Source organism: Variovorax sp. 10N412, from assembly GCF_056394985.1.
The window spans coordinates 92,781-115,237 of the sequence record NZ_JBFTIO010000019.1 but is presented as its reverse complement, the minus strand read 5'-3'; the positions used below and the strand labels follow the sequence as shown (position 1 = coordinate 115,237).

At 68.9% G+C, this 22,457-nt stretch carries 24 protein-coding genes; 15 read left to right on the top strand and 9 right to left on the bottom strand.

Annotated elements, in window-relative coordinates; genetic code table 11:
* Window positions 1–25 precede the first annotated feature (25 nt).
* From AC1DJH_RS29050 to nadA, 3 genes are read left to right on the top strand one after another with little or no spacing between them, the layout of a single operon-like run.
* Window positions 26–1,075 (top strand): NAD(P)H-dependent glycerol-3-phosphate dehydrogenase, encoded by a 1,050-nt coding sequence (locus tag AC1DJH_RS29050; RefSeq protein ID WP_478188061.1) that lies wholly within the window; start codon window positions 26–28, stop codon window positions 1,073–1,075.
* A 21-nt stretch (window positions 1,076–1,096) separates the two neighbouring features.
* Window positions 1,097–1,969 carry a carboxylating nicotinate-nucleotide diphosphorylase gene (gene nadC / locus AC1DJH_RS29045; RefSeq protein ID WP_478188060.1) on the top strand — a complete coding sequence of 291 codons (873 nt, stop codon included), beginning with the start codon at window positions 1,097–1,099 and terminating at the stop codon, window positions 1,967–1,969.
* Window positions 1,970–1,983: 14 nt separating this feature from the next.
* Complete coding sequence (gene nadA, locus AC1DJH_RS29040) at window positions 1,984–3,111, top strand: quinolinate synthase NadA (protein ID WP_478188059.1); 1,128 nt, start codon at window positions 1,984–1,986, stop codon at window positions 3,109–3,111.
* Window positions 3,112–3,240: 129 nt separating this feature from the next.
* On the opposite strand, the gene AC1DJH_RS29035 is transcribed toward nadA, so the two are convergent.
* From AC1DJH_RS29035 to AC1DJH_RS29010, 6 genes are all read right to left on the bottom strand, one after another.
* Window positions 3,241–3,603, bottom strand: coding sequence for a 6-pyruvoyl trahydropterin synthase family protein (locus AC1DJH_RS29035; RefSeq protein WP_435484762.1), 363 nt, complete (start codon window positions 3,601–3,603; stop codon window positions 3,241–3,243).
* Window positions 3,604–3,638: 35 nt separating this feature from the next.
* Entirely contained in the window at window positions 3,639–4,277 is a 639-nt protein-coding gene (queE, locus tag AC1DJH_RS29030) for a 7-carboxy-7-deazaguanine synthase (protein ID WP_478188058.1), read from the bottom strand.
* Window positions 4,274–5,125 (bottom strand): pantoate--beta-alanine ligase, encoded by an 852-nt coding sequence (panC, locus tag AC1DJH_RS29025; RefSeq protein ID WP_478188057.1) that lies wholly within the window; start codon window positions 5,123–5,125, stop codon window positions 4,274–4,276. Before panC ends, queE begins: the two co-directional genes overlap by 4 nt.
* 70 nt (window positions 5,126–5,195) lie before the next feature.
* The gene (nadB, locus tag AC1DJH_RS29020; RefSeq protein WP_478188056.1) at window positions 5,196–6,785 is read right to left on the bottom strand and encodes an L-aspartate oxidase; all 1,590 of its coding nucleotides are present in this window, start codon (window positions 6,783–6,785) and stop codon (window positions 5,196–5,198) included.
* 139 nt (window positions 6,786–6,924) lie between these two features.
* A complete protein-coding gene (locus AC1DJH_RS29015; protein ID WP_478188055.1) occupies window positions 6,925–7,761 on the bottom strand; it encodes a segregation and condensation protein A in 837 nt (278 codons plus the stop codon).
* 75 nt (window positions 7,762–7,836) lie between these two features.
* Window positions 7,837–8,043: a DUF3460 family protein gene (locus tag AC1DJH_RS29010; RefSeq protein WP_435436067.1), complete on the bottom strand. Its 207-nt coding sequence runs from the start codon at window positions 8,041–8,043 to the stop codon at window positions 7,837–7,839.
* Between the two features lie 69 nt (window positions 8,044–8,112).
* On the opposite strand from AC1DJH_RS29010, the gene AC1DJH_RS29005 reads away from it, so the two are divergent.
* On the top strand, window positions 8,113–8,598 hold the full coding sequence (locus tag AC1DJH_RS29005) for an outer membrane protein assembly factor BamE (protein ID WP_478188054.1): 486 nt from the start codon (window positions 8,113–8,115) through the stop codon (window positions 8,596–8,598).
* A 14-nt stretch (window positions 8,599–8,612) separates the two neighbouring features.
* On the opposite strand, the gene AC1DJH_RS29000 is transcribed toward AC1DJH_RS29005, so the two are convergent.
* Both AC1DJH_RS29000 and metG read right to left on the bottom strand, forming a co-directional pair.
* Entirely contained in the window at window positions 8,613–8,816 is a 204-nt protein-coding gene (locus AC1DJH_RS29000; RefSeq protein WP_435436073.1) for a hypothetical protein, read from the bottom strand.
* Window positions 8,817–8,836: 20 nt separating this feature from the next.
* Window positions 8,837–10,933 carry a methionine--tRNA ligase gene (gene metG, locus AC1DJH_RS28995; RefSeq protein ID WP_478188053.1) on the bottom strand — a complete coding sequence of 699 codons (2,097 nt, stop codon included), beginning with the start codon at window positions 10,931–10,933 and terminating at the stop codon, window positions 8,837–8,839.
* Between the two features lie 99 nt (window positions 10,934–11,032).
* Between metG and AC1DJH_RS28990 the strand changes: the two genes are divergently transcribed.
* The 6 genes from AC1DJH_RS28990 to AC1DJH_RS28965 all read left to right on the top strand — a co-directional run bounded on the left by AC1DJH_RS28990 (window position 11,033) and on the right by AC1DJH_RS28965 (window position 16,498).
* A complete protein-coding gene (locus tag AC1DJH_RS28990; RefSeq protein ID WP_478188052.1) occupies window positions 11,033–11,671 on the top strand; it encodes an LbetaH domain-containing protein in 639 nt (212 codons plus the stop codon).
* Window positions 11,672–11,743: 72 nt separating this feature from the next.
* Window positions 11,744–12,775, top strand: a complete 1,032-nt coding sequence (locus tag AC1DJH_RS28985; protein WP_478188051.1) for an isocitrate/isopropylmalate dehydrogenase family protein — start codon at window positions 11,744–11,746, stop codon at window positions 12,773–12,775.
* 83 nt (window positions 12,776–12,858) lie between these two features.
* Window positions 12,859–13,539 (top strand): YceH family protein, encoded by a 681-nt coding sequence (locus AC1DJH_RS28980; RefSeq protein WP_435484747.1) that lies wholly within the window; start codon window positions 12,859–12,861, stop codon window positions 13,537–13,539.
* A gap of 49 nt (window positions 13,540–13,588) precedes the next feature.
* Window positions 13,589–13,951 carry a hypothetical protein gene (locus tag AC1DJH_RS28975; RefSeq protein ID WP_478188050.1) on the top strand — a complete coding sequence of 121 codons (363 nt, stop codon included), beginning with the start codon at window positions 13,589–13,591 and terminating at the stop codon, window positions 13,949–13,951.
* A 127-nt stretch (window positions 13,952–14,078) separates the two neighbouring features.
* Window positions 14,079–14,633, top strand: a complete 555-nt coding sequence (locus tag AC1DJH_RS28970; RefSeq protein ID WP_478188049.1) for a hypothetical protein — start codon at window positions 14,079–14,081, stop codon at window positions 14,631–14,633.
* A gap of 65 nt (window positions 14,634–14,698) precedes the next feature.
* Window positions 14,699–16,498, top strand: a complete 1,800-nt coding sequence (locus tag AC1DJH_RS28965; protein ID WP_478188048.1) for an ATP-binding response regulator — start codon at window positions 14,699–14,701, stop codon at window positions 16,496–16,498.
* Window positions 16,499–16,505: 7 nt separating this feature from the next.
* On the opposite strand, the gene AC1DJH_RS28960 is transcribed toward AC1DJH_RS28965, so the two are convergent.
* The gene (locus AC1DJH_RS28960) at window positions 16,506–17,705 is read right to left on the bottom strand and encodes a patatin-like phospholipase family protein (RefSeq protein ID WP_478188047.1); all 1,200 of its coding nucleotides are present in this window, start codon (window positions 17,703–17,705) and stop codon (window positions 16,506–16,508) included.
* Window positions 17,706–17,790: 85 nt separating this feature from the next.
* Here AC1DJH_RS28960 and apbC point away from each other — a divergent pair, with 85 nt between their 5' ends.
* The 5 genes from apbC to AC1DJH_RS28935 all read left to right on the top strand — a co-directional run bounded on the left by apbC (window position 17,791) and on the right by AC1DJH_RS28935 (window position 22,451).
* Complete coding sequence (apbC, locus tag AC1DJH_RS28955; protein ID WP_435484742.1) at window positions 17,791–18,882, top strand: iron-sulfur cluster carrier protein ApbC; 1,092 nt, start codon at window positions 17,791–17,793, stop codon at window positions 18,880–18,882.
* 11 nt (window positions 18,883–18,893) lie between these two features.
* Window positions 18,894–19,838: a LysR substrate-binding domain-containing protein gene (locus tag AC1DJH_RS28950; protein WP_472121095.1), complete on the top strand. Its 945-nt coding sequence runs from the start codon at window positions 18,894–18,896 to the stop codon at window positions 19,836–19,838.
* Window positions 19,839–19,964: 126 nt separating this feature from the next.
* The gene (locus AC1DJH_RS28945; RefSeq protein WP_478188046.1) at window positions 19,965–21,662 is read left to right on the top strand and encodes an OFA family MFS transporter; all 1,698 of its coding nucleotides are present in this window, start codon (window positions 19,965–19,967) and stop codon (window positions 21,660–21,662) included.
* Window positions 21,663–21,882: 220 nt separating this feature from the next.
* Window positions 21,883–22,230 (top strand): winged helix-turn-helix domain-containing protein, encoded by a 348-nt coding sequence (locus tag AC1DJH_RS28940; RefSeq protein WP_478188045.1) that lies wholly within the window; start codon window positions 21,883–21,885, stop codon window positions 22,228–22,230.
* Window positions 22,227–22,451 carry a TrmO family methyltransferase domain-containing protein gene (locus AC1DJH_RS28935; RefSeq protein WP_478188044.1) on the top strand — a complete coding sequence of 75 codons (225 nt, stop codon included), beginning with the start codon at window positions 22,227–22,229 and terminating at the stop codon, window positions 22,449–22,451. Before AC1DJH_RS28940 ends, AC1DJH_RS28935 begins: the two co-directional genes overlap by 4 nt.
* Window positions 22,452–22,457: the final 6 nt, after the last annotated feature.

The window sequence follows — 22,457 nt, the reverse complement described above, 5'->3', positions numbered from 1 at the left end:
ACCGGCACAACGCCGCCAACGCACGATGAAGATCTGCGTTCATGGCGCCGGTGCCTGGGGCACGGCCGTCGCAGTCAACGCGGCGGCCCGCCACGAGGTCACGCTCTGGGCGCGCGATGCCGCCCAGGCCGACGCCATGTCGGCCGCACGTGAAAACACCCGCTACCTGCCCGGGCTGGCCCTGCCGGCCTCATTGGTTGTGCGCGCTGGCGAGATCGCCCAGGCACAGGCCGGCGCCGACCTCGTCATCGTGGCCACCCCCATGGCCGCCCTGCGCGAACAGCTCATTGCGCTGCGCGGCACGACCGCGCAGGTGGCCTGGCTGTGCAAGGGCGTCGAGCCCGCGCTCGAAACATCCCCCGCATCCTTCGGCCTGCTGGCCCACGAGATCTGGGCGCAGGTCGCGCCCGACCTGCGGGCGGGCGTGCTCAGCGGCCCCAGCTTCGCGCAAGAAGTTGCCGAAGGGCGGCCCACCGCGCTGGTGGCCGCCAGCCCGCACGCCAGCGTGCGCGACGCGCTGGTCGATGCCTTCCACGGACCGGCGCTGCGCGTCTACGCCAACGAGGACATCGTGGGCGTGGAAGTGGGCGGCGCAGTCAAGAATGTGCTCGCCATAGCCACCGGCCTGTGCGACGGCCTTGCGCTCGGGCTCAACGCCCGTGCGGCCCTGATCACCCGCGGCCTCGCCGAAATGACTCGCTTCGGCCTTGCGCTGGGCGCCCGCGCCGAGACCTTCATGGGCCTGTCGGGTCTGGGCGATCTGGTGCTGACATCCACCGGCGACCTCTCCCGCAACCGCAAGGTCGGGCTGCTGCTGGCCCAGGGCCGTACCCTGGCGCAGGCCGTCGCCTCGCTGGGCCACGTCGCCGAAGGCGTGTACTGCGCCCGCACCGTGGTGCAGCGCGCGCGCGGCCTGGGCATCGAGATGCCGATCGCCGAAGGCGTGGTCGCGTTGCTCGACGGCCGCGTGAGCCCGCAGGATGCCGTGGCCGCCCTGACTGGCCGCGACCCCGTGCCTGAATCCGTGCCGCCCTCACCGCCCGGCCTGGCGGCTTCCCCTCGTCAATCCTCTTAAAAAACGCAGAGACAAAGAGCCATGAGCCTTCGCTTTGATTTTTCAGCGTCGGCCGTGGCCGCGCTGGCCCTCTCCGACGCCACCCGCGCATTGCAGGAAGACGTCGCCGACGGCGACCTCACCGCGTCGCTGGTCGACCCTGCCCGCACCGCCCGTGCCCGCGTGCTGGCGCGCGAAGCCGCCGTCGTGTGCGGCGCGCCCTGGGTCGAAGCCACGCTGCGGCAGCTCGACCCCGAGGTGCGCATCCATTGGCTGTGCGCCGAAGGCGAGCGCTGCGCCGCCGACCAGACCGTGCTCGAAATCGAAGGTTCTGCCCGCGCGTTGTTGACGGCCGAGCGCACCTCGCTCAACTTCCTGCAACTGCTGAGCGCGGTCGCCACCAAGACGGCGCTGTACGCCGCCGCGATCAGCGGCACGCGCGCCCGCATCGTCGACACGCGCAAGACACTGCCGGGCCTGCGCCTGGCCCAGAAGTACGCCGTGCGCACCGGCGGCGGCCTGAACCACCGCATCGGCCTGTACGACGCGGTGCTCATCAAGGAAAACCACATTGCCGCCGCCGGCGGCGTGGCCGCGGCGCTGCGAGCGGTGGCGCCGGTGGCGTCGCAAGCCGCCTTCGTCGAGGTCGAGGTCGAAACCCTGGCCCAGCTGCGCGAGGCGCTGGACGCCGGCGCGCGCATGGTGCTGCTCGACAACATGGACCTGCCCACGCTGCGCGAGGCCGTGCGCATTAACGACGCGGTGGGCGACGCGCGCAAGGCGGTGCTCGAGATCTCGGGCGGCGTCACGCTCGACGGCCTGCGCGCCCTGGCCGAGACGGGTGTGGACCGCATCTCGGTCGGCGCGCTGACCAAGGACGTGAAAGCCATCGACTACTCGATGCGCTTTCACTAAAAAAGATCTTCTCCATGACGACCGCTTCCGTCATCCACGTCGACTACGAACAGCCCGCGGAATCGGCCGGTTCCGGTTCCGTCTGCGACACCCGCCACGCCTGGGCCCGGGTGCCGCCCGAGCCCTCGCCCGACGAGCGCATCGCGCTGAAGAGCCGCATCCGCCGCCTGCTGCGTGAGCGCAATGCGGTGATGGTGTCGCACTTCTACGTGCACCCCGACCTGCAGGACCTGGCCGAGGAAACCGGCGGCATCGTGAGCGATTCGCTCGAAATGGCGCGCTTCGGCCGCGACCATGCCGCGCAGACGCTGGTGGTGTCGGGCGTTCGCTTCATGGGTGAGACCTCGAAGATCCTCTCACCCGAGAAGCGCGTGCTGATGCCCGACCTGGACGCCAACTGTTCGCTCGACCTGGGTTGCCCGGTCGAGCAGTTCAGCGCCTTCTGCGACCGGCACCCCGATCGCACCGTGGTCGTCTACGCCAACACCAGCGCGGCCGTGAAGGCGCGCGCCGACTGGCTGGTCACGTCCAGCTGCGCGCTCGACGTGGTGGGCGCGTTGCATGCGGCGGGGCAGAAGATCCTCTGGGGCCCCGACCGCCACCTGGGCGACTACATCCAGCGCCAGACCGGTGCGGACATGGTCAGCTGGAACGGCGCCTGCATCGTGCACGACGAGTTCAAGGCGCTGGAGCTCGAGCTGCTGATGAAGGAACACCCCAAGGCCAAGGTGCTGGTGCACCCGGAGTCGCCGTCGGAAGTCATTGCGCTGGCCGATGCGGTGGGCTCCACCTCGGCCATCCTGGGCGCGGCGCAGCGCATGGACGCCCGCGAGTTCATCGTCGCCACCGACAGCGGCATGCTGCACAAGCTGCGCATGCTGAACCCCGGCAAGACCTTCATCGAGGCGCCGACGGCCGGCAACGGCGGCACCTGCAAGAGCTGCGCGCATTGCCCGTGGATGGCGATGAACGGGCTGGTGGAGCTGGCGAATGCGCTGGAGACGGGCGTGGGGGAGATCCATGTCGATCCGGCGCTGGGGTTGAGGGCGCGGGTGCCGATCGACCGGATGCTGGCGTTTACCGCGGGTTTGAAAAACGGCCATCCGCCGGGCAGTCTGATCGCCGGCATCGGCGCCGCCTGACCCCCGCGTTGCTCCTTCCCCCGTTGGGGGAAGGCTGGGATGGGGGCTCGCGGCGCCAAAGACGCCGACAATAATGAATGCGCCGCTTGCCCCCACCCCAGCCCTCCCCCGGGAGGGCAGGGAGCAAGGCTAGAACTCCACGCTGCAGCTGTCCCCCAGCGCCTCGCGCCACACCTTCACCCGCGCCAGCGATCCCCGCAAATCCGGCAGCGCCTGCGCAATGAACACGCACAGGTTCTCCAGCGTCGGCGGATGCAGCCCCGGCACGTCGTCCAGCAGGTGATGGTCGAGCTGCTCGCGCACCTCTTCCAGCCGCCGGCGCAGCAGCCCCAGGTCGATCACCATGCCCGTCGCGGGATCGCGCTCGCCCGCGAGCCACACCTCCGCGTGGTACGTGTGGCCGTGGACACGGCGGCTGCCTTCGACTTCGATCTCGCGTTTCAGCGTGTGGGCGGCGTCGAAGAAAAAACGTTGGCTGATGGTGAATCGCATCGTCGAAAAAACTCAGGAAAAAAGAGGCCGCCGCTTCAGCGGATGCCGGTGATCTTGTGCGTCTGCACGCTCAGGCGCCACGTCGGCTGCCGCATGCATTCGGCGATGCACAGCTCGGTGTTGGCGACGCGGTCGGGCCCGTCCATCGGTTGCAGGAAGCGGTGCGTGAACTCGCCCGTGCGCGCCATCGTGTCGAGGTCGAATGCGGTCTGCGGCCACACCAGCTTCAGTTCCTGCCCGCGCTGCTGCACCCACGGCGCGCCGGCCTTGGGGCTGATGCACAGCCAGTCGATGCCCTCGGGCGCCTCGACCGTGCCGTTGCTCTCCACCGCGATGCGAAAGTGCCGTGCGTGCAGCGCATCGACCAGCGCCGCGTCGACCTGCAGCAGCGGCTCGCCGCCGGTCAGCACCACGAGGCGGTGGTCGGTGTCGCCCGCCGGCCATTGCGCGGCGATGGTGTCGGCCAGCAGCTCGGCGTTCTTGAACTTGCCGCCCAGCGTGCCGTCGGTGCCGACGAAGTCGGTATCGCAGAAACGGCAGACGGCGGTGTCGCGGTCGGCTTCGCGCCCGCTCCACAGGTTGCAGCCGGCGAAGCGGCAGAACACCGCCGGCATGCCGGCCTGGCCGCCTTCGCCCTGCAGGGTGTAGAAGATTTCCTTGACGCTGTAGCTCATAAGATAAAGGGAGTCTCGATCTCCAGGTTGTCGATCAGCCGCGTGCGGCCCAGGCGCGCCGCGGCCAGCGCCACGAGCGGCTCGCCGGGCGAATCGGAAGAGGGGGGCTGCAGGTCCGAGCGGCGCCGCAGCACAAGATAGTCGGGTTGCCAGCCGCGCTGCGCCAGCGACTGCATTGCCCGCGCTTCGATCGCGGTCACATCGGTCTCGCCCGCGCGCACCGCCTCGGCCATGGCCTTGAGGGCGCGCGACAGCTGCACGGCTTCGGCGCGCTCGTCCTTGCTCAGGTAGCCGTTGCGCGACGACAGCGCCAGGCCGTCGTCGGCGCGGAAGGTCTCGCTGCCCACGATCTCGATGGGCATCGCAAACTGCCGCACCATGTGCCGGATCGCCATGAGCTGCTGGTAGTCCTTCTTGCCGAACACGGCCACGCGCGGCTGCACGCACTGGAAGAGCTTCATCACCACCGTGCACACGCCGATGAAGAAGCCGGGCCGGAAGTGCCCTTCGAGGATGTCGGCCAGCGCCGGGTCGGGGTGCACCTTGCAGGTCTGGGGCTCGGGGTACAGCACGCGCTCGGTGGGTGCGAACAGCACGTCGCAGCCGGCCGCGCGCAGCTTCTCGCAGTCGCTGTCCCAGGTGCGCGGGTAGGTGTCGAAGTCCTCGTGCGGCAGGAACTGCAACCGGTTCACGAAGATGCTCGCGACCGTGGCGTCGCCCAGCGGGCGGGCCTGCTTGACGAGCGCGATGTGGCCGTCGTGCAGGTTGCCCATGGTGGGCACGAAGGCGGGGCGCTTGCTGGCGGACAGGCGGGCGCGAAGTTCGTCGATGGTGGTGGCGATGTACATGGTTGGGTTTCTCCCTGCGGGCGTCGGTGGCCGGGCATCCTTGAGTGAAAACAGCAGTCGGTGGGGTCGGTCAGCCGGCCGGTGGCGCCAGCACCGTGGGTGCGGCGGACTCGGCGAGCGATGGACAGTCGCGGCTGAAATGCAGCCCACGGCTCTCGTGGCGGGCCTGCGCGCAGCGCACGATCAACTCGGCCACCTGTACCAGGTTGCGCAGCTCGAGCAGGTCGCGCGTGACATGGAAGTTCGCGTAGAACTCCTGGATCTCGGCCTGCAGCAGCGCAATGCGATGGCTCGCGCGCTCCAGCCGCTTGTCGGTGCGAACGATGCCCACGTAGTCCCACATGAAGCGGCGCAGCTCGTCCCAGTTGTGCGAGATGACCACGGCCTCGTCGGCGTCGGTGACGCGGCTGTCGTCCCAGGCGGGCAGCTCGGCGCGTGCATGCACCGGCGCCTGCGCAATGGCGCCGGCCGCGGCGCGCGCGAACACCATGCACTCGACCAGCGAGTTGCTGGCCAGGCGGTTGGCGCCGTGCAGCCCGGTGCAGGCGGTTTCGCCGATCGCGTACAGGCCCGCGATGTCGGTGCGCCCGCTCAGGTCGCTGAGCACGCCGCCGCAGGTGTAGTGCGCGGCCGGTACCACGGGAATCGGCTCGCGCGTGATGTCGATGCCCAGCTCCAGGCAGCGCGCCAGGATGTTGGGAAAGTGCTCCTGCAGGAACGCGGGCGGCTGGTGCGAGATGTCGAGGTACACGCAGTCCAGCCCGTGCTTCTTCATCTCGAAGTCGATGGCGCGGGCGACCACGTCGCGCGGCGCGAGTTCGGCGCGCTCGTCGTGCGCCGGCATGAAGCGCGTTCCATCGGGAAGCTTCAGCAATCCGCCTTCGCCGCGCACCGCCTCGCTGATCAGGAAGGACTTGGCGTGCGGGTGGTACAGGCAGGTCGGGTGGAACTGGATGAACTCCATGTTCGACACCCGGCAGCCGGCGCGCCAGGCAGCGGCAATGCCGTCGCCGGTGGCGGTGTCGGGGTTGGTGGTGTACAGGTACACCTTGCCCGCGCCGCCCGTCGCCAGGATGGTGTGTGGCGCGCGAAAGGCCAGCACCTTGTCGGTGGCGTCGTCGAGGGCGTACAGGCCCACGCAGGCCGGGTCGTCGAGCCCGAGCTTGGTGCCGGTGACCAGGTCGACCAGCGTGTGGTGCTCGAACAGCGTGATGTTCGGTGTGCGGCGCACCCGCTCGATCAGCACCTGCTGCACGGCCGCGCCGGTCGCATCGGTCACGTGAACGATGCGGCGCTGGCTGTGGCCGCCTTCGCGCGTCAGGTGCAGGCCGCCGCCTTCTTCCCTGGACGCTTCGGAAAACGGAACGCCCAGCTCACGCAGCCAGCCGATGGCCTCGGGCGCGTGCTCCACCACGAAGCGCGTGGCCTCGGGGTCGCACAGGCCGGCGCCGGCCACCAGGGTGTCCTGCACGTGGGCTTCGAAGCTGTCGCCGGCCGCCAGCACCGCCGCAATGCCCCCCTGCGCCCAGGCGCTGGAGCCGTCGTTCAGCGCGCGTTTGGTCAGTACCGCCACGCGGTGCGTGGGGGCCAGGTGCAGCGCGGCCGACAGGCCGGCCAGACCGCTGCCGACGATCAGGACGTCGAAGTCGCGCGCAGTCATTGGTTTGAATGCCAGCCGGTGCCCTCGGTCACTTCGTGGAACACCGTGGAACCGGCTTTTGCCGGGAAACCGGTGTTGCCCCCTGGAAGGGGGTTGGCGAAGCGACACGAAGTGCGCGAAGACTGGGGGTGAGCCATTGCTAGGTCGGCGAGTAGGCCAGCCGGACGTAGATGGGCGCGAAGGCTTCCGCCTGCGTGATGTCGATCAGCGTTTCCTTCGCGAGCTCCAGCATCGCGATGAAGGTGACGATCAGCACCGGCGTGCCGCGCGTCACGTCGAACAGCTTCTCGAACTCCACAAAGCGCTGCCCCTGCAGGTGGCGCAGCACGATGCTCATGTGCTCGCGCACGTTGAGCTCTTCGCGCGAGATCTTGTGGTGCTGCACGAGCTTGGCGCGCTTCATGATGTCGGCCCACGCATCGCGCAGTTCGATCACGTCCACCTCTGGGAAACGCGGCTTGAGCGACTGCTCGATGTAGACCTGCGCCTTCCAGAAGTCGCGCCCGTAGGTCGGCAACGCGCTGAGGGCGGCGGCCTGCAGCTTGGTCTGCTCGTACTCCATCAGGCGGCGGACCAGTTCGGCGCGCGGGTCTTCGACCTCTTCGCCGTCGGCCACCTTCTTGGGCGGCAGCAGCATGCGCGACTTGATCTCGATCAGCATCGCGGCCATCAGCAGGTACTCGGCTGCCAGCTCGAGGTTGGTCTGGCGGATCTCGTCGACGTAGCTCAGGTACTGCCGCGTGAGCCCCGCCATCGGGATGTCGAGGATGTTGAAGTTCTGCTTGCGGATCAGGTAGAGCAGCAAGTCCAGCGGGCCTTCGAAGGCCTCCAGGAACACCTGCAGCGCCTCGGGCGGGATGTACAGGTCCTTCGGCATCGCGAACAGAGGCTCGCCATAGAGCCGCGCGAGCGCGACCTGGTCGATCACGTCGGGCATGGCGACCACCAGCGCGCCGGAATCGTCGTTCCTGCTCATTCGGCGATTGCTATCATTTCAATAGCTGAAGGCGCAATGCGGACGCGCGTATCCTGCCAATTCGGCATCAGGAAATTACTTGGATTGCGTCTGGTAAACGTACGGCTGCATCGGGATGCGGGCTTCGTCGTACTCGTTCAGCAGGCTGCGGTCGAGGTGCTTGTCCCAGAGCAGGGCGCGCCCGGCGCGCTGTTCGGCTTCCAGGGTGGGCTTCTTTTCCTTCATCTCTTCGATGAAGTTGGTGATCTCGGAAGAGTAGTGGGGGCGACGGAAGATGGACATAGACTGGACCTTTATGGCGCGAATTTTACCGGGGACGGCATGACGCAACGGCGAGGGTGGCAGATTGGCATGGCAAGCGCACTGCTTGCGGCCGCATTGGGGCTCGCGGCATGCGACCCGAAGAACATCAGCGAGCTGGAAGAAGGCGTCTCCACCGAGGCCGATGTGCGCGCACGTTTCGGCGAGCCCGAGAACGTCTGGGAGGCGCCCGGTCCTGGTCGTGGCGCCCGCGTGTTCGAGTACAACCGCCAGCCCGCGGGCCAGAAGAACTTCATGATCACCATCGGGGCCGACGGCAAGATGAGCGCGCTGCGCCAGGTGCTCACGCCCGAGAACTTCGCCAGGGTGCAGCCCGGCCTGATGATGGAAGACCTGCGCAAGCTGCTCGGCAAGCCCGCCAAGGTCACGCCCTATGCGCTGAAACGCGAGACCGAATGGGAATGGCGCTGGGTGCAGCCGCCGAACTCGCCCATGGTCTTCACCGCCACGCTGAACGACGACCAGCGCGTGGTGCGCAGCGGCTCCTCGCCCGACCGGGGCACCGAGGCGCCCTGAGCCGATCGCCTGGCTTACTGGCTGTCGGGAATCACCGCATCGGCCGCCGCGCCCACGGCCTTGCCGGTGATGCGCACGGTGCCGATGGCCGCATCAGCAGCCAGGCCGACCGCACTGGCGCCCACGCTCACCGCGGTGCCCGCCACGGTCACGACCGCGCAGCCGCCCAGCAAGGCGGACATCGACAGCAGCACAAGCGCACGGCGGAGGCGGGTCATGGGAGCTTCCTTGTCGTTGGTCAGCGCACGCGCATGCCCGGCGTTGCGCCCGGCCAGGGTTCCAGCACGTGGATGCCCGGGTTGGCTTTTTCGTCGCCGTGGCTCGCGGCCAGCACCATGCCTTCGCTGATGCCGAATTTCATCTTGCGCGGCGCGAGGTTCGCGACCAGCACTGTGAGCTTGCCCACCAGTTGCTCGGGCTGGTAGGCCGAGGCGATGCCGCTGAACACGTTGCGCGTTTGTCCTTCACCCGCATCGAGCGTCAGGCGCAGCAGCTTGGTCGAGCCCTCGACCTTGTCGCAGGCCACGATCTTTGCGATGCGCAGATCGATCTTCACGAAGTCGTCGATGGCGATGGTGGGCGCGATGGCTTCGCCGCCCGGCAGGTCTTGCGCTTGCACCGCGGCAGGCGCAGCCGCAACAGGCTCGGGCGCGTCGAACAGCTTGTCGACCACCTTGGCGTCGGCACGCTGCATCAGGTGCGTGTAGTCGCCGATGGCGTGGCCCGCGGGCAGCGCTTGCGCCGCATCCGCCCACACCAGCGGCGAAATCTTCAGGAAGGCCTCGACGTTCACCGCCAGCGCGGGCAGCACCGGCTTCAGGTACAGCGTGAGCAGGCGGAAGGCCTCGATGCACACGGTGCACACGTCGTGCAGCCGCGCCTCGGCGCCTTCCTTCTTGGCCAGCTCCCAGGGCTTGTTCTGGTCGACGTATTCGTTCACCTTGTCGGCCAGCGCCATCACCTCGCGCAGCGCGCGGGCGTAGTCGCGGCCGTCGTACAGCGATTGCACCTGCGGCGCGGCGGCACGCAGCGCCGACAGCAGCGTTTCGCCATCGGCCGACACGGCGCCCAGCTGGCCTGCGAAGCGCTTGCCGATGAAGCCCGCCGCGCGGCTGGCGATGTTGATGTACTTGCCCACGAGGTCGCTGTTGACGCGCGCCACGAAGTCCTCGGGGTTGAAGTCGATGTCTTCGTTGCGGCCGTTGAGCTTGGCCGCGATGTAGTAGCGCAGCCATTCCGGGTCCAGCCCGATCGACAGGTACTTCAGCGGGTCGATGCCGGTGCCGCGGCTCTTGCTCATCTTCTCGCCGCTCACCGTCAGGTGCCCGTGCACGTACACCGCGTTCGGCGCCTTGCGGCCGCTGAAGTGCAGCATGGCGGGCCAGAAGAGGGTATGGAAGGTGATGATGTCCTTGCCGATGAAGTGCACCTGCTCCAGGTCGGGATCGGCCATGTACTCGGTGTACGAGATGCCGTCCCCGCCCAGTTCGATGCAGCGCTTGTCCAGCAGGTTCTTCAGCGAGGCCAGGTAGCCCACGGGGGCGTCGAGCCACACGTAGAAGTACTTGCCCGGCGCATCGGGAATCTCGATGCCGAAGTAGGGCGCGTCGCGGCTGATGTCCCAGTCGCCCAGGCCGCCCTTGCCTTCGTCGTCCTTGTAGAGCCACTCGCGGATCTTGTTCTGCACTTCGGACTGCACGTGGCCGGGGGCCGCGGTCCATTCCTTCAGGTAGGCCTCGCAGCGCGGGTCCGACAGCTTGAAGAAGAAGTGGTCCGAGCTGCGCAGCTCAGGCTTGGCGCCGGACAAGGCCGAGTAGGGGTTGATCAGCTCGGTGGGCGCGTACACGGCGCCGCACACCTCGCAGTTGTCGCCGTACTGGTCCTTCGAGTGGCAGTTGGGGCACTCTCCCTTGATGAAGCGGTCCGCCAGGAACATGCCCTTCTCGGGGTCGTAGAACTGCTCGACGCTCTTGGTTTCGATGAGGCCGGCGGTGCGCAGGTCGCGGTAGATGTCCTGCGCAAGCTGGTGGTTCTCGGGCGCGTCGGTCGAATGCCAGTTGTCGAAGGAGATGTAGTAGCCGTCGAGGTAGGGCTTGCGGCCCGCGGCGATCTCGGCCACGAAGGCCTGCGGCGTCACGCCGGCCTTGTCGGCCGCGATGGTGATGGCCGCGCCGTGCGCGTCGTCGGCGCACACGAAGTTGACCTCGGCGCCGTTCATTCGCTGGTTCCGCACCCAGATGTCGGCCTGGATGTACTCCATCATGTGGCCGATATGGAACTTGCCGTTGGCGTACGGCAGGGCGGTGGTGACGAAGAGCTTGCGCGGGGCGGACATCGGGGAGGGCGCTTTCAGGAGTGGAGCTGACGGAACCCGGCATTTTAGGTGGCGGGGTCGGCGGGCGCGCTTTCATGGGTTTGATGGCAGCATCGCCCGATGCCCCACGCCATCGACCTCGGCGCCTGCATCGCCGGATTTGCCGCCTCTCCCCTCGCACCCTGGGCCGCATCGCTGCCGTGGGAGCTCCCGCCGCGCGCCCCCGAGATCGTGCGCCAGCTGCTGGCCGGGCTGCCGACCGCCGACTACGCCGTCGACGGCGAAGTGGCCGTTCACCGCAGCGCCCGCATCGAGCCCGGCGCGGTGCTCAAGGGCCCGCTGATCCTCGGTGCCGGCTGCTTCGTGGCCGCGGGCGCCTACCTGCGCGGCGGCAACTGGGTCGACGCGGGCTGCAGCCTCGGGCCGGGCGTGGAGCTGAAATCGTCCTTCGTGTTCGCGGGCACGGCGCTCGCGCACTTCAATTTCGTCGGCGACTCGGTGCTGGGCGCGGGCGTCAACATGGAGGCCGGCAGCATCGTGTGCAACCACCGCAACGAGCGTGCGGCGAAAGAGATCTTCGTGCGCAGCGGCGAGGGCGGGGCGCTGCAGCCCACGGGTTGCGAGAAGTTCGGTGCGCTCATCGGCGACGGTGTGCGCATCGGCGCCAATGCGGTCATTGCGCCCGGCGCGCTGCTGCGGCCGGGACGGGTGGTGGCGCGTGCCTCGCTGCTCGACCCCGAAATCCCCGGCCACGAGTGACCCACGAGGTCGCAGGGTGTCTCGCGCGAGACGTATGCTCCAGCCCCTGATACAGAAAGCGAGACGCCGCCGATGACCACTCCCATTCCCGCAACCCTCATTCCTGGCGATGGCATCGGCCCCGAGATCGTCGACGCCACCCTGGCCGCGCTCGACGCGCTGAAGGCGCCCTTCGTGTGGGACCGCCAGATCGCCGGCCTCGGCGGCGTGGTGGCCGCCGGCGACCCGCTGCCCGTGGCCACGCTGGACAGCATCCGCCGCACCCGCCTGGCCCTGAAGGGACCGCTGGAAACGCCGTCGGGCGGCGGCTACCGCTCGTCGAACGTGCGGCTGCGCGAGGAATTCCAGCTGTACGCCAACCTGCGCCCCGCGCTCACCATCATTCCCGGCGGCCGCTACGACAAGATCGACCTCGTGGTGGTGCGCGAGAACCTCGAGGGCCTGTACATCGGCCACGAGCACTACGTGCCGATCGACGGCGACCCCCATGCCGTGGCCATGGCCACCGGCATCAACACCCGCCAGGGCAGCCGCCGCCTGCTGGAGTACGCCTTCGAGACCGCCGTGGCCACGGGCCGCAAGAAGGTCACCATCGTGCACAAGGCCAACATCATGAAGGCGCTCACGGGCATCTTCCTGGAGACCGGCCTCGACCTGTACGAGCAGAAGTACAAGGGCAAGTTCGAGCTCGACACGGTCATCATCGACGCCTGCGCGATGAAGCTGGTGCTCAACCCCTGGCAGTTCGACATGCTGGTCACCACCAACCTGTTCGGCGACATCCTGTCCGACCTGGTGGCGGGCCTGGTGGGCGGGCTGGGCATGGCGCCGGGCGCCAACATCGGCACCGATGCGGCGATCTTCGAGGCGGTGCACGGCTCCGCACCCGACATCGCCGGCAAGGGCATCGCCAACCCGACGGCCATCATGCTGGCCGCCGCGCTGATGCTCGACCACGTCAGGCTGCCCGAGCTGGCCACGCGCCTGCGCAAGGCCATCGACGAGACGCTGAACATCGACAAGGTGCGCACCGGCGACCTGGGCGGCACGGCGGGGACGGCGGCGTTCACGAAGGCGCTGGTCAGCCGTATCAACGGCGGTTGAAGCGGGCGCGCCGGCAGGGTCATCGCTGAACACGTGTACGCTGCCGGGGCCATGCTCCGGTGGCGTTTCTTTTTTGAGCTGCCATGTCCTCGACACCTCTTCCCGTCCTGTCCCTCCTCGAAACCCGTGTCCTCGGCGTGCTGGCCGAAAAGCAGCGCACCGTGCCCGACAGCTACCCGCTCACGCTCAACTCGCTGGTGTCGGGCTGCAACCAGAAGACCAGCCGCAACCCGGTGCTCGAACTCACCGAGTCGCAGGTGCAGGCCGCCATCGACAGCCTGAAGGGCTACAGCCTCGTGGCCGAGACCAGCGGCGGGCGCGCCTTTCGCTACGAGCACAACACCGACCGCGTGCTGCGCATTCCGTCGCAGTCGGTCATCTTGCTGACCGTGCTGATGCTGCGCGGCCCGCAGACGGCGGGCGAACTGCGCATTGCCTGCGACCGCATGCACAACTTTGCCGACATCTCGTCGGTCGAGGGCTTCCTGAACGAGCTGGCCGAGCGCGAGGCCGGCGCGCTGGTGGTCAAGCTCGCCCGCCTGCCCGGTGCGCGCGAAAGCCGGTGGGCGCACCTGCTGAGCGGCGCGCCGGCGGAAGAGGTCGCCGGCCCCGGGTCCGATGCGCCGCATGCCGCGCACGACGTGTCGCTGGGCGAGGTCGCGGCGCTGAAGGCCAACGTGGCACGGCTCGAAACCGAGGTGGCATCGCTGAAGGCGCTGTTGGGGCGCGTGTGCGCCGAGCTGGGTATCTCCGAAGCGGGCTGATCGCCGGGGTTTGCCAGCCGAGGGTTGGCTGGGGTATCTTGCGCGGCATATGACGATCCACACCTGCCCGCGCTGCAAGCAACCCGGCATCGGCGGCTTCGCCAAGCGATGGTCCAGCCGCGCGGCGCCTGCCGAGTGCAAGGCCTGCGGCGGCCTGTCGCATGTGCTGGCCAGCACGACCAGCGGCATCTGGGCGGTCGGCGTCGTGATCCTCGTGGTGTCGCTGATCGGCGGGCTGGGGCTGCATTCGGCGCTGTTCTTCTGCAGCGGGCTGGTGCTTGCGGTGGCCTGCAACGTGCGGGCCTGGCGGCGCGCGGCGATGTATCCCATTTCCAGAGAAAGCGCGGCCAGTGCGAGCCATGCCAACTGGTGGGTCGCAGGCATCTACGCCTTCATCGCCATCCTTCAGTAGAACGGGGCGGCGCCGGCCAGCGGTGGGCAACCGCGTCCGGCGGGCACCACTTCACACAGTCTTCACGCGGACCGCACACGGCGCCTCTAACGTCGTACCCATTGCAGACATCAATGGAGCACCGGCCATGGACAACGGACACCTCGCGGCGTGGCGCGACCACATGCCTTTCGACGACATCACCCGGCGCGCGCTGGCATGGCTCGCCGTCCTGGCTGGCGCCGCCAGCCTTTACGCGTTCTTCTGGTGGGCCGCATCGGCCACCGGTTTCTTCCTGTTCGACGGCTACCGCCACACCTGGCAAGGGCTGGGCACGGCGATCGCGTTCCGCGACATGGACTCGGCGTACTACCTGTCGAGCTGGGTCTTCTCGGTGGTCGGCGGCTTGTTCGGCTGGGTCGCGCTGATCGGCTTCGCGGTGGCGCACCGGCGCGGCTGGGACGCCGTGGCGCCGTGGATCAAGACCGGCTGCGCCGTCGGCGTGGGGGCCGGGCTGGCGTTCGAGCCGGGCCGCCTGCTGGCGCTGGCGCCCATCGTCTGCATGGTGGCGCTGCTGCTGCGCTCGATGCTGGTGCTCGCGGCCGACAACACCCGGCCGGGGCTCGGCCTGCGCCAGCAGGCACGCCGCGGCGACGGCGCCTCCATGACCAATGGCACTGTCGCGCCGCAGCCTCGCCGATAGCATGAGCGGGTGACCACCCGCGACCTCGTTTCCCCGCAGTGCCTCGGCGCCCGCCGCGCCGCGCCATGACTGCGGCCGCCGTCGCGCCGCTCGACGACCGCGAGCTCGGCCAGCGCGTGCTGCGCGAGCACGTGGCCTCGGTGTATGCGTCGCGCCGCGTGTCGCTCAGCGCGCACCTGTGCTTTGCCTGTGCGCTGGGCATCGCTTTCTACCTGCAATACGGCACGCAGTGGGCGCTGTTCTGGCTGGCGGTGATCGCCACGGTCGACCTCTACGCGCTGCTCACGCCCGGCTGGCATCCGGGCATTCCGGTGGCCGACAGCCCGTACTGGGCGCGCAAGTACACGCGGCTGGTCACCCTGGTCAGCACCGCCACTGCGCCGGCGCCCCTGTTCGTGATTTCAGGCGACAACCTGCCCATCACCACGCTGCTGGTGGTCGTGATCATGAGCAGCTGGACCCGCGCCATGCAGGCGCTGTGGCCCCTGAAACCCGCGCTGTTCGGCTACGGCCTGCCGATGATGCTGGGGCTGATCGTGGCGCTGGCCTGGCAGCGCGATGCGTTGCACGTCTTCCTCGCGGCCTTCGGTGCGGCGCACCTGGGCCTCACCTTGCGCACCGGCATCCGGCAGAACCGCATCCTCACCGACGCGCTGGTGCTGCGCTTCGAGAACGAGGCGCTGGCCGCGCGCCTGGGCGAGCAGATCGCGGCCACCGAACGCGCCAGCGCCGAGAAGACCCGCTTCCTGGGCACGGCGAGCCACGACCTGCGCCAGCCGCTGCACGCCATTGCGCTGTTCGGCGCGGCGCTGCGCAACGAGCTGAGCGACCGCCCCGAAGGCCGGAACGCCGAGCGCCTGATGCGCGCCGTCGATGCGCTGGGCATGTCGCTGGACACCATGCTCGACGTGTCCCGGCTCGACGCCGGCGTGGTCACGCCCGTGGTGCGCCCGGTGCAGCTCGATGCGCTGTTCGTGCGGATGAACTTCACCTTCGGCCCGCCGGCCGAGCAGAAGGCGCTGCAGCTGCGCGTGCGGGCCAGTCGCCTGTGGGTGCGCAGCGACCCCGAGCTGCTGCACCGCATGCTGTCGAACCTGGTCGACAACGCGCTCAAGTACACGTCGCGCGGCGGTGTGACCGTGATGGCGCGCGAGCGTGGCAACGCGGTGTGGATCGAGGTGCGCGACACCGGCATGGGCATCGCGCCCGAGCAGTCGGGCCGCATCTTCGAGGAGTTCTACCAGGTGGGCAACCCGGGGCGCGACCGCTCGCGCGGGCTGGGCATCGGCCTGTCGATCGTGCAGCGGCTGTCGCGGCTGCTGGGACATCCGGTGCAGCTCCAGTCGCGCTTCGGCCGCGGCACGCGCTTGCGGGTGGTGGTGCCGGTGGCCGAGCCGCCGCCGGGTGTGCCGGTCAGCGCGCAGAGCGACGCCGCCGCGCCGCAGCCGCCCGCCGGGGCGCCTGCAGGCTTGCCGCGCCGCGTGCTGCTGATCGACGACGAGGCCGACATCCGCGCCGCCATGACCGGCCTGCTGCACTTTCATGCGATCGACGTGCGCAGCGTGGCCGACGAGGCCGGCGCGGTCGACGAACTGGCGCGCGCGCAGGCCGAGCACCGGCCCTTCGACATGCTGCTGTGCGACTACCGGCTGGCCGACGGCGCCGACGGGCTCGATGCCGGGCTGCGGCTGCAACAGCAGCTGCACGGACAGGTGCCCCTGCTGCTGGTGACCGGCGAGACCGCGCCGCACCGGTTGCAGCGCGTGCGTGAATCGGGCGTGCCGGTGCTGTTCAAGCCGGTGGCGGCGGAGAAGCTGCTGCAGGCGATGTCGGCGCTGGTGTCGGCCCGGGGCGCCGCGCACTGAGGGCGCGTCAGGCCGTATTCCAGCCGAAGAAGCGCAGCACCTCGTCGCGCTGCGCCATGGCGTCGGTCCGCCCGAGCGCCATCAGCTCGCGCGTGTAGGCCGACTTGAACAGCAGGTAGCTCGCCAGCGCGCCGCCCTTCACGTCGGCCGCGACCTTCGAGCCGCCCAGCAGGTGCCGCACCGCGCCGGGCAGCGCGTCCACATGGCGCGCCGCGATCACGTCCAGGCGCTCCGAGGGCGAGATCACCAGCAGGTCGAGCGGACGCAGCGCGCTCGCCGCGCGCGCCTCCTCGGGAATCAGCCCCAGCGTGTGATTGATGCGGCGCAGGCGCTCGATGTCCACCGCCAGTGCGTCCAGGAAGATGCTCGAGAGCGCATGGCCCGCGATCTGCGCCATGGTCGGGTAGCCGCTGTGCGTGTTGGGCCCTGGGGTCTCGCGCGGCTCGTGCATGCGGCCCGCGCCAATCACCAGGATGCGCTGCGCACCCAGGTGGATGGCCGCCGCAATGGGCGCGGACTGCCGCATCGAGCCGTCGCCGAAGTACTCGGCGTGGCCTTGCTGCATCGGCAGCGCGGTGGCAGGGAACACGAAGGGAATGGCCGAGGAGGCCAGCAGGTGCATGTGGGTGATGCGGTCGCGCACCGACAGGCGCTGCGAGCGCACCCAGGGCTCCATGGGCACGGCCGCCTCGAAGAAGGTGACGTGCTCTCCCGAGCTGTAGCTCGACGCCGTCACGGCCAGCGCCTGCACGTGGCCTTCGGCCATCAGCCGGGGCAGCCGGTCCAGCGGCACCATGCGCTGCAGAAGCTCGGCCAGCGGCCGGTTGTCGAGCAGCGACTTCGGCTTGATGCGCATCCAGTTGGCCGCGAAGCGCCCCAGGCCGAGCAGCATGCGCCAGCGCGTGCCGCTGCCGATGACCGAGAGCGAATCGGCGCGGTACACCTGCTCGGCGCGGAACTCGCGCCAGACCTTGGCGATGTGCGCCACCATGGCGTCGAAGTTGTCGGCGCCGCAGGCCAGCGCGGCCGCGTTGATGGCGCCGGCCGAGGTGCCGGTGATGACGGGGAAGGGGTTGCCGGTGCCGGTGACCGCGGGGCCGGCGGCGCGCCGGATGTCTGCAATGGCCTCCAGCACGCCCACCTGGTAGGCGGCCCGGGCGCCGCCTCCGGTGAGCAGGAGGCCGGTGACGGGGGGTGTCTCTGGCATTTTTTATTGTTTCAGGCTATTGGGAGGCCGTGCGGTGTGGCCTTGGAGAGCGAACTAGACTACCCGCCATTCAGGAGTTAGATCAATGGCACTCACCCCAGAAGGGCTCATGGACGCGCTCAAGGCCGTCGCAGACCCTAACACCGGCAAGGAATTCGTGGCGAGCCGGTCGCTCAAGAACCTGCAGATTTCAGAGGGCGACGTGTCGTTCGAGCTCGAGCTCGGCTACCCCGCCAGGAGCCAGCACGCGGCCATCCGCAAGGCGCTGGTGGCAGCCGCGAAGGCGGTGCCCGGCGTGGAGAACGTGTCGGTCAACATCCTCACCAAGGTCATCAGCCACGCGGTGCAGCGCGGCGTGCAGCTGATGCCCAACGTGAAGAACATCATCGCGGTGGCCTCGGGCAAGGGCGGCGTGGGCAAGAGCACCACGGCCGCCAACCTGGCACTGGCGCTCGCCGCCGAAGGCGCCACGGTGGGCCTGCTGGACGCCGACATCTACGGCCCGAGCCAGCCCATGATGATGGGCATCGAGGGCCGCCCCGACAGCGCCGACGGCAAGACCATGGAGCCCATGGAGCGCCATGGCGTGCAGGTGATGTCGATCGGCTTCCTGGTCGACCAGGACCAGGCCATGATCTGGCGCGGTCCCATGGCCACGCAGGCGCTGGAGCAGCTGCTGCGCCAGACCAACTGGAAAGACCTCGACTACCTGATCGTCGACATGCCCCCGGGCACCGGCGACATCCAGCTGACGCTGAGCCAGCGCGTGCCGATGACCGGCGCGGTGATCGTCACCACGCCGCAGGACATTGCGCTGCTCGACGCCAAGAAGGGCATCAAGATGTTCGAGAAGGTCGGCGTGCCGATCCTGGGCATCGTGGAAAACATGGCAGTGCACATCTGCTCGAACTGCGGCCATGCGGAGCACATCTTCGGCGCGGACGGCGGCAAGAAAATGGCGGCCGAATACCAGATGGAGTACCTCGGCGCGCTGCCGCTGGACATCAAGATTCGCCTGCAGGCGGACAGTGGTGCGCCGACGGTGGTGTCCGAGCCCGACAGCGACGTTGCCGTTCTCTACAAGGACGTGGCCCGTCGCGTGGCCGTGGGCATTGCCGAGAAGGCCAAGGACTTCTCGTCGAAGTTCCCGACGATCTCGATCAGCAAGAACACCTAGAGAGCAAGCGGATGAACCTGCTCGCCTCCATGCGCTACCTGGTGGCGCTGAACGAGCACAAGCACTTCGGCCGCGCAGCGCAGGCCTGCCACATCACGCAGCCTGCCTTGTCGAATGCGCTGCGTGCCCTGGAGGGCGAATTCGGCGTGGTCATCGTCAAGCGCGCCCGCGTGTACGTCGGCCTCACGCACGAGGGCGAGCGCGTGCTGGCCACGGCGCAACGCATGCTGAGGGACAACGAAGTGCTGCTGCAGGAACTGCGCAGCGCAGACGGCGACCCCCACGGGCGCCTGCGCATGGCGGCCGTGCCCACGGCCATCCCGATGCTGTCGCGCTTCGCGGCCATGCTGCAACAGCGGCATGCGGGCATCGTGCCGGCCGTGCTGTCGATGAGCTCGCAGGAGCTGGAGACGGGGCTCGAAAGCCTTTCCATCGACCTCGCGCTCGGCTACACCGAGCGCATGCACCTGCCGGGCGTCAAGCTCACGGCATGGCCGCAGAGCATCGAGCACTATTTCTTGCTGCGCCGCGCCCGCAAGGCGTCGACCGACCAGCTGCGCATCGGCAAGCCCATGACCTGGGCCGAGGCCGGCAAGCTGCCGCTGTGCCTGCTCACGCCCGACATGCACAACCGCACCATCGTCGACCAGGCGCTGCGCGAAGCCGGCGTGCCGGTCACGCCGGCCATCGAGACCAACTCGGTGCTGACGCTGGCGCTGGCCGTGAGCGTGGGCACCGTCAGCAGCGTGCTGCCCGGCGGCATGGTCGCGGCCGTGCGCAGCCACCGCGAACTGGAGGCGCTGCCGCTGGTGGCGCCCGAGGTGCGCACGCCCATCGGCTTCATGACGCAGGACGGCGTGCGCTCCTCGCGCGCGCTCGAGGCCGCGCTGGCCTTCATGCAGACGCCCGAGTGGCAGGCCCAGGTGCAGCAACACAGCGGCACGCTCGGGCAGTGAACGGGCGGTCATTTACTTATTGAATCGGGCCATGCGTTGATCGAATTTGACGCAGATCAAAGCGTTCACTCACACTCCGCGGCCCGGATCAGCAATTACTTACACATCCGGCGAACTAGGAGAAATATGGCGGGTTCATCTGCAGGCGTTCTCGAGGGAGAGCGCATCAACGGAGGCGGATTGCAGCAGCAACCCGGGCTCCTCGACAAGGAACGCATCATCGCGGGCCCGGGCTTCAACCGCTGGCTGGTGCCACCCGCCGCATTGGCCATTCATTTGTGCATCGGCATGGCCTACGGCTTCTCGGTGTTCTGGCTGCCGCTGTCGAAAGCACTCGGCACCGCGGGCACCGGCGCGCAGGCCTGCGCCAAGGACATGAGCTTCTTCGCCGAGCTCTTCGCCACCACCTGCGACTGGCGCGTGGCCACGCTCGGCTGGATGTACACGCTGTTCTTCGTGTTCCTCGGCTGCTCCGCAGCGGTGTGGGGCGGCTGGCTCGAACGGGCCGGCCCGCGCAAGGCCGGCGTGGTGTCGGCCGTGTGCTGGTGCGGCGGCATGCTGCTGTCGGCGCTGGGCATCCACCTGCACCAGTTCTGGCTGATGATCCTCGGCTCGGGCGTGATCGGCGGCATCGGCCTGGGCCTGGGCTACATCTCGCCGGTGAGCACGCTGATCAAGTGGTTCCCCGACCGCCGCGGCATGGCCACCGGCATGGCCATCATGGGCTTCGGCGGCGGCGCGATGATCGGCTCGCCGCTGGCGGTCGACCTGATGAAGCGCTTCGGCACCGCCACCGACGTGGGCGTGATGCAGACCTTCGTGGTCATGGCGCTCGGCTACTTCGTCTTCATGATGGCCGGCGCGCTGGGCTACCGCGTGCCGCCCTCGGGCTGGAAGCCCGAAGGCTGGACGCCGCCCCCGGCGCAGACCAGCAACACCATGATCACCCAGCGCCACGTGCACGTGAAGAAGGTCTGGGGCATTCCCCAGTTCTGGCTCGTGTGGCTGGTGCTGTGCATGAACGTGAGCGCCGGCATCGGCGTGATCGGCATGGCCTCGCCGATGCTGCAGGAGGTGTTCGGCGGCGCGCTGATCGACCTGCCGGCCAAGTACGGCCAGCTCGACAAGGCGCAGCTCGCGGCCATCGCGGTGGTGGCGGGCGGCTTCACCGCGCTGCTGTCGCTGTTCAACATCGGCGGTCGCTTCGTGTGGGCCAGCCTGTCGGACAAGCTGGGGCGCAAGCTCACCTACACGGTGTTCTTCGTGCTCGGCGCCGTGCTGTACGCGAGCATTCCCTCGTCGGCCGGCGCGGGCAGCAAGCTGCTGTTCGTGGGCGCGTGCTGCGTCATCGTGTCGATGTACGGCGGCGGCTTTGCCACCGTGCCGGCCTACCTGGCCGACCTGTTCGGCACGCAGTTCGTGGGCGCCATCCACGGCCGCCTGCTCACCGCATGGGCCACGGCCGGCATCCTCGGGCCGGTGGTGGTGAACTACATGCGCGAGTACCAGCTGGGCCTGGGCCTGCCGCGCGAGCAGGTCTACAACCAGACCATGTACATCCTGGTGGGCATGCTGGTGATCGGCTTCATCGCCAACCTGCTGGTGCGTCCGGTGGCCGACAAGCACTTCATGACCGACGCCGAACTGGCCGTCGAAAAGAAGCTGGCGCACGAAAAGGCCTCGGCCGCCGAAGTGGGCAGCGGCTCGGGCCGCGCCGACGCGGTGAGCCCGCTGGTGGTGGCGCTGGCCTGGATCGCCGTGGGCATTCCCCTGGCGTGGGGCGTCTACAAGACCCTGGTCAGCGCGGCCAAGTTCTTCGGCTGACCTTTCTGAACCTTTGGCCGGCTTGACCGGTCAGCGGCCCGAAGGCCGCGCGGCGAACACCTCGCTCGCCGCCAGCCGGGTCACCGAACGGCCCGGCTTCGGCGTTGCCGCTAGGCCGAAGGTGGCGCGCCGTATCCAGTCTTGCATAGCGACGAACCGGGGCGATGGCTGGCCGCGGGCGGACAATGACGGCCCGCATTGGTTTACGCTTCGTGCCCACATGAAATCCAAAGTCCAGTTCCGCCTGCGCGTCTACCGGGACGACACCATCGCCATCGGTCCCGGCAAGATCGCCGTGCTCGAAGCCGTGGCAGAGACCGGCTCGATCTCCGCGGCCGCCCGGCTGCTCGGCATGTCGTACCGCCGTGCCTGGATGCTGATCGACGAGATGAACCGTGCGCTGGCCTCGCCCGCCGTGAACACCGCGGCCGGCGGCTCGCGCGGCGGCGGTACCGCGCTCACGCCGGTGGGCGAAGACATCGTCAAGCACTACCGCGCCATCGAAAACGCGGCGCGGCTGGCCACTGCGGCGGACATCCGCGCGCTGACCCGGCTGCTGGCGCCATGAGTCCAGCGCCGGCCGCCGTGGTCTGCTGCCCTGTGCGACTCGTGTCGGTGGACGGCACCACGCTGCACTTCAGCGGCAACGACATGATGGACGGCACGCCCGTGCTCGACATCAAGCCCTGCGTGCCCAGGTTCGACGTGCGCCAGACCGAGCGCGTGGGCTGGTTCGGTGGCAGGCTCGACCCGCTGCCGGGCATCCGCTCCGACGACCGGATGGCCTGAACCGCT

Coding starts and splice junctions, on each gene's coding strand:
- AC1DJH_RS29010 (WP_435436067.1), bottom strand. CDS start 8,043: ATGTCCATCTTCCGTCGCCCCCACTACTCTTCCGAGATCACCAACTTC.
- AC1DJH_RS29050 (WP_478188061.1), top strand. CDS start 26: ATGAAGATCTGCGTTCATGGCGCCGGTGCCTGGGGCACGGCCGTCGCA.
- AC1DJH_RS29035 (WP_435484762.1), bottom strand. CDS start 3,603: ATGCGATTCACCATCAGCCAACGTTTTTTCTTCGACGCCGCCCACACG.
- nadB (WP_478188056.1), bottom strand. CDS start 6,785: ATGACTGCGCGCGACTTCGACGTCCTGATCGTCGGCAGCGGTCTGGCC.
- AC1DJH_RS28945 (WP_478188046.1), top strand. CDS start 19,965: ATGGCGGGTTCATCTGCAGGCGTTCTCGAGGGAGAGCGCATCAACGGA.
- AC1DJH_RS28980 (WP_435484747.1), top strand. CDS start 12,859: ATGTCCTCGACACCTCTTCCCGTCCTGTCCCTCCTCGAAACCCGTGTC.
- metG (WP_478188053.1), bottom strand. CDS start 10,933: ATGTCCGCCCCGCGCAAGCTCTTCGTCACCACCGCCCTGCCGTACGCC.
- apbC (WP_435484742.1), top strand. CDS start 17,791: ATGGCACTCACCCCAGAAGGGCTCATGGACGCGCTCAAGGCCGTCGCA.
- AC1DJH_RS28940 (WP_478188045.1), top strand. CDS start 21,883: ATGAAATCCAAAGTCCAGTTCCGCCTGCGCGTCTACCGGGACGACACC.
- AC1DJH_RS29000 (WP_435436073.1), bottom strand. CDS start 8,816: ATGACCCGCCTCCGCCGTGCGCTTGTGCTGCTGTCGATGTCCGCCTTG.
- nadC (WP_478188060.1), top strand. CDS start 1,097: ATGAGCCTTCGCTTTGATTTTTCAGCGTCGGCCGTGGCCGCGCTGGCC.
- AC1DJH_RS28935 (WP_478188044.1), top strand. CDS start 22,227: ATGAGTCCAGCGCCGGCCGCCGTGGTCTGCTGCCCTGTGCGACTCGTG.
- AC1DJH_RS28975 (WP_478188050.1), top strand. CDS start 13,589: ATGACGATCCACACCTGCCCGCGCTGCAAGCAACCCGGCATCGGCGGC.
- nadA (WP_478188059.1), top strand. CDS start 1,984: ATGACGACCGCTTCCGTCATCCACGTCGACTACGAACAGCCCGCGGAA.
- AC1DJH_RS28990 (WP_478188052.1), top strand. CDS start 11,033: ATGCCCCACGCCATCGACCTCGGCGCCTGCATCGCCGGATTTGCCGCC.
- AC1DJH_RS28960 (WP_478188047.1), bottom strand. CDS start 17,705: ATGCCAGAGACACCCCCCGTCACCGGCCTCCTGCTCACCGGAGGCGGC.
- queE (WP_478188058.1), bottom strand. CDS start 4,277: ATGAGCTACAGCGTCAAGGAAATCTTCTACACCCTGCAGGGCGAAGGC.
- AC1DJH_RS28970 (WP_478188049.1), top strand. CDS start 14,079: ATGGACAACGGACACCTCGCGGCGTGGCGCGACCACATGCCTTTCGAC.
- AC1DJH_RS28965 (WP_478188048.1), top strand. CDS start 14,699: ATGACTGCGGCCGCCGTCGCGCCGCTCGACGACCGCGAGCTCGGCCAG.
- AC1DJH_RS29005 (WP_478188054.1), top strand. CDS start 8,113: ATGGCAAGCGCACTGCTTGCGGCCGCATTGGGGCTCGCGGCATGCGAC.
- AC1DJH_RS28985 (WP_478188051.1), top strand. CDS start 11,744: ATGACCACTCCCATTCCCGCAACCCTCATTCCTGGCGATGGCATCGGC.
- panC (WP_478188057.1), bottom strand. CDS start 5,125: ATGTACATCGCCACCACCATCGACGAACTTCGCGCCCGCCTGTCCGCC.
- AC1DJH_RS29015 (WP_478188055.1), bottom strand. CDS start 7,761: ATGAGCAGGAACGACGATTCCGGCGCGCTGGTGGTCGCCATGCCCGAC.
- AC1DJH_RS28950 (WP_472121095.1), top strand. CDS start 18,894: ATGAACCTGCTCGCCTCCATGCGCTACCTGGTGGCGCTGAACGAGCAC.